The organism is Nocardiopsis suaedae (assembly GCF_027706745.1).
GTDB classification, from domain to species: Bacteria; Actinomycetota; Actinomycetes; order Streptosporangiales; family Streptosporangiaceae; genus Nocardiopsis_A; species Nocardiopsis_A suaedae.
In genome coordinates, this window is sequence record NZ_JAQFWP010000126.1 from 1 (window position 1) to 5100 (window position 5100).

Sequence of the window (5100 nt, forward strand, 5' to 3'; positions counted from 1 at the left end):
AACCAGCCGCCCCGCCGCCCACCCGCACCGCGAGGAACCCGCCGCCCGGCAAGCAAGCCCGGGGAACCACCCGGCTCGCGCCGTCGCCGCCTCCCTCATATCCCGATGGCCCGCCGCTCGGCTGGGGGCCGCGAGTGGGGTACCCGCCCAGCCGTCTGCCCGGGCCGCGAGGGGCCTGTCGGACGGTGAGCAGGGCCGGGGAACCACCCGGCTCGTGCCGTTGGCGCCATCTTTGGCGCCATCTACGGGGACCATGCACTCGCCTGCCTCCCGACAGTCCTGCCTCCCGACAGTCCTGCCGGGAGGGCTATCGCCCTCCGTCATCGCTGCCCTCTCCGCGCGGATTCGGCGTCTCTGACGACTCTGAGGACCCCCCTTCACCCCGGGTTCGCTAACCTCGGTCGCTGCTGCCGGATGTAACCCCGCCTCCGACGGCGTCGTCAGACCGGCGGACATCACCATCGACGGGAGCAGCGCCTATGCCGAACACTTCCGACCGTCCCCGGGGGCCCCGCCTGGCCGGTGCCGCCGTCGCCTGTGTTGCCTGCGTCGTCGCGGCCGCGGTCGGTATCCTCATCGCCCCCCGCCCGCTGCCCTTCACCGCGGACGTCCTCCAGCGGGAGGCCTCCCCGGACATCTACCGGCCCTTCGGCAACGCTGGCGACGCCGAGGCCGTCGAGGTCCTGCTGGTCCGCCGGTACTCGCTCAGCGGCGCCGTCCACACCCTCCGGCTCGGCCATGACGCAGAGAGCTACTTCCACGAGGTGACCGTGCCCCACGCCACCGGCGCCGACGGCCCGCCGGAGATCGCCTCCGTCGACTGGACCCCCGACGAGATCACCGTCCGCCTGGCCACCGGCCACGCGGTCGTGATCCCCGCCGAGAAGGCCGTCGGCCACCGGTGACGCGCCGCCCCGGAGCCGAACGGGACTGAGGCGCCATCGGGCCCCGCGACACCGCTTGCTAGCGTGTTCCGGATGAGCGGTGAGCACATCGGCATCGTCGGCGCAGGCATCGTCGGACTGGCCCTCGCAGAGTGGATCACGCGTGAACGCCCCGGCGCGCGGGTCACCGTCCTCGAACGCGAGGAACGGGTCGCCGCCCACCAGACCGGCCACAACAGCGGAGTCGTCCACGCGGGCCTCTACTACAGGCCCGGCTCCCTCAAAGCCACCCTGTGCCGCCGCGGCACCGCCCTCCTGCGCGACTACTGCGCCGAACGGGAGCTCCCCTATGAGGAGGCGGGCAAGGTCCTCGTCGCCCGGAACGCCGACGAGGAGGCACGGCTCGACCGCATCGAGGGGACCGCCCGCGAGAACGGCGTCCCCGGTGTCCGCCGCGTCGGCCCCGACGGCCTCCGCGAGATCGAACCGCACGTGCGCGGGACCGGCGGCCTGCACTCGCCGCACACCGCCATCACCGACTTCGTCGCGATCGCCGAGTCCCTCGCCGACGACGTCCGCCGCGCCGGAGGCCGGGTGCTGCTCGGCACCCCCGTCATCGCCCTGCGCCAGGGAGCCGGCGGCGCCGAGGCGCTCACCGGCGACCCCCGCGGCGAGCGCGTCCGCCACCGTTTCGACACCCTCATCGTCTGCGGCGGCCTGGAGACCGACCGCCTGGCCCGCATGGCCGGGGCGGGCGACGACCCCCGCATCGTGCCTTTCCGCGGTACCTACCACGAACTGGCGCCCGAGAGCCGCCACCTGGTGCGCGGCCTCGTCTACCCCGTGCCCGACCCGCGGTACCCCTTCCTCGGCGTCCACCTGACCCGGCACGTCCATGGCGAGGTCACCGCCGGCCCCAACGCCCTCCTCGACCGCGCCCGCCTGGGAGAGACCCTGCGGTGGCCCGGCTTCTGGCGCCTGGCCCGGCGGCACTGGGCGATGGGCGCCGCCGAGATGGCCGTGTCCGCCTCCCCCGCGGTCTTCGCCCGCCAGGCGCGCCGCCTCGTCCCCGGGATCACCGCCCGGGACCTGCGGCCCGCCCCCTCGGGGGTGCGCGCCCAGGCGCTCGCCCGCGACGGCTCTCTGGTGGACGACTTCGCGCTGGAGACCCACGACCGCATCGTGTGCGTGCGCAACGCCCCGTCGCCCGCGGCGACCTCCTCTCTCGCCATCGCCGAGTACCTGGGGGAGAAGATCGTCCCTGCCCGGTAGCGCCACCGGGCCCGGCGGGAACGCTCCCGTCCGTAGCCGACGCCGAAGCACTCCGGGGCGGCCGTGCCGCCGTGTTCGGCCACCGGGTGCGCCTGCGGCCCGGACCGGGCGGGCGGTGGGGCACGCGTGCTCGCCGTCGGTCGGCCTCCGGGACCATCCTCCGAGCCGGACCGCCGAGCCCGCCCTACGGCTGCGCGGTGGCCGTTCGCCCGTATAGCGGGGGCCGAGCCGCTGCGCCGCCTCCTGCGCGTCCACGCCACTCCGTTCGGTGCGGGGCCAGGATGGGGCGCCGCGGATCTGGAGGCGGGCCCGCGCCTCACGGCCGCCCGCGCCTCACGGCCGCCCGCGCCTCACGGCCGCCTGCGCCGGGCGGCACGACGTCGCCGTCCGGCTCGGCGTCGCGGGGATTCAGACCTGATTCTGACCGTTTTTCGGTCCGTCCGAAACGGGGCGCGAAACGCGAAAAAGCCGTCGTCGTAGGCATTTCCGACGTATGCGCCTGCTCACCCCACAGCGACCGGAACCGGTGTTGCGGACACCGCGCCGTGTTGCGCCAGAGGCAGCGGTGCCGCTCTGACCAGCAACGGAGGAGCCGCTGTACGGTTTCGGCCGTCCGGAGGAGCGGAGGTGGCCGACCGCGCTTCTGGGCCCGCCGTATGCTCATGTGGCGCGCATCACATGCTCACGCGCAATCCCACGTTGCGTAGTCAGTGATCATGGTCCGTGGCGCCCGGGCGGTCACCGTCCCACCGACCCCCGGGGCCGCCTGCGCCCGGTTCCGGTTCCCCCTATCGCGACCGGGGCGCGGCGGTCCCGGGCCTCAGCGGAGCGCGGCAGCAGAGCCCAGGGCCGGCGGAGCAGGACCCTGTCCGTCCGGGCCGCCCTTCCGATCACCGTCACCGCCACGCTCACGGTGCGTAGCACCGGCCGCCGCCGCGAAATCCGGTCGAGTCGCAGATGGGCGCGCCGATACAGTGGACGCGTCACCGCAAGGAACTCGACCGACGGAAGTAGACAGTGACCGACATCATCGACGAACTCGAATGGCGCGGCCTGCTCGCGCAGACCACCGACCTTGACGAACTTCGCAAGGCGCTCGCCGATGGCCCGGTCACCCTCTATTGCGGCTTCGACCCGACCGCCGGAAGCCTGCACGTCGGCCACCTCACGCAGATCCTGACGCTGGCCCGCTTCCAGCGCGCCGGGCACCGGCCCATCGCCCTCGTCGGCGGCGGCACCGGCCTCATCGGCGACCCGAAGCCCACCGCCGAGCGCACCCTGCACTCCGAGGAGACGGTCGCCGGCTACGTGGCCGCCATCGGCCGCCAGCTCTCGGCGTTCCTGCGGTTCACCCCCGAAGGCGCCGCCCCGGAGCCCACCGACGCGATCATGGCCGACAACGGCGAGTGGCTGCGCTCTATGACCGCCATCGAGATGCTGCGCGACGTCGGCAAGCACTTCAGCATCAACCAGATGCTGCAGCGCGAGACCGTCAAGGCGCGCCTCGACGGGGACGGCATGAGCTACACCGAGTTCAGCTACGTGCTGCTCCAGTCCTACGACTACGTGCAGTTCTACCGGCGCCACGGGTGCACCCTGCAGATCGGCGGCAGCGACCAGTGGGGCAACATCACCGCCGGGCTGGAACTCATCCGCCGCATGGACGGAAACGAGCCGCACGGCCCCGCGCACGCGCTCACCACCAACCTGCTCACCAAGGCCGACGGCACCAAGTTCGGCAAGACCGAGGGCGGCAGCGTCTGGCTCGACCCCGAGCTCACCACGCCGTACGCCTTCTACCAGTTCTGGTTCAACACCGACGACCGGGACGTCGCGCGCTACCTGCGCGTGTTCAGCTTCCGCTCCCAGGAGGAGATCGAGGAACTGGAGCGCCAGACCGAGGAGCGCCCCGCCGCCCGTGCCGCCCAGCGCGCGCTGGCCGAGGAGCTCACCTCCCTGGTGCACGGTGAGGAGGAGTGCCGGAAGGTCATCGAGGCGAGCCAGGCCCTGTTCGGCCGCGCGGACCTGTCGGCCCTGGACGCGCGCACGCTGGACGCCGCCCTGGCCGAGGTGCCCAAGGCCGAGGTCTCCACCCTCGGCGACGGTGTGCCGGTGGTCGACCTGCTCGCCGACACCGGGCTGGTCCCCAGCAAGTCGGCGGCGCGCCGCGCGATCCAGGAGGGCGGCGCGTACCTCAACAACACCAAGGTGACCGACGTCGACGCGGTGCTCGGCGCCGACGCCCTGATGCACGGCCGCTACGCGGTGCTGCGCCGAGGCAAGCGCAACATCGGCGGAGTGGTCCTGGGCTGAGGCCCGCGTAGGCCCCGCACCTGGGCGGTGCACACGAGAGGCGTCCCAGTGAGGGGCGCCTCTCGTTCGTGTTCGAGCGTTCGAGGGGGAAGGCGTCCCGGGGAGGCCGAGGGGCGGAGTCGGCGTGCCCAGGCGGGCAGGGTGGGGCGACCGGACGGGCGGACGGGGCTGGAGCGGGGGACCGGAAGTTTCTCGGCGGCCCGTGTGTTTAAGCCTGACGGAGGCGGGGGAGGAAGACCCCTGCAACCAACGACGACCTACCGCGCGGCCCGCAGTAGCGGGGTTGCGCGAGCTCGAAGGCGGAGGCCCGCTGGAGACGGCAGGGCCGATTTGACGTCTCTGAGCGCGGAACCTATTGTGATCTAGCCGAGCGGGACGGCGGCCCTCTTGGGGCCGGAACCGGACCGCCGCCCTTCCAAGACAGCACGGTCCGGGCATCGTTCCGGGGCTGCTCGTCTGTTTCACCGGCCTTCTCCAGCCGGATGGGATCCCGGAAGGGGCCTCGCTGAAATGCTGGAAACAGCATGCGGGAGCGCCGGTTCGGCGCCACTCGGAAAGCGTGGTAAATTCGGAGACAGCGGAAAGCCGCCTCTAGCGGAAAAGCGGCCGGGCCGGGAACGGATCCGGGGCT

Annotated in this window: 3 protein-coding genes; all 3 read left to right on the forward strand. The window is 72.9% G+C overall.

Annotated features, from left to right (window positions below):
• Window positions 1-479 precede the first annotated feature (479 nt).
• The 3 genes from O4U47_RS31010 (at window position 480) to tyrS (ending at window position 4469) form a co-directional block, all read left to right on the forward strand.
• Window positions 480-905, forward strand: coding sequence for a hypothetical protein (locus O4U47_RS31010; RefSeq protein WP_270681562.1), 426 nt, complete (start codon window positions 480-482; stop codon window positions 903-905).
• 72 nt (window positions 906-977) lie between these two features.
• Window positions 978-2156, forward strand: a complete 1179-nt coding sequence (lhgO, locus tag O4U47_RS31015) for an L-2-hydroxyglutarate oxidase (RefSeq protein WP_270681563.1) — start codon at window positions 978-980, stop codon at window positions 2154-2156.
• Between the two features lie 1017 nt (window positions 2157-3173).
• A complete protein-coding gene (gene tyrS, locus O4U47_RS31020; protein WP_270681564.1) occupies window positions 3174-4469 on the forward strand; it encodes a tyrosine--tRNA ligase in 1296 nt (431 codons plus the stop codon).
• Window positions 4470-5100 lie beyond the last annotated feature (631 nt).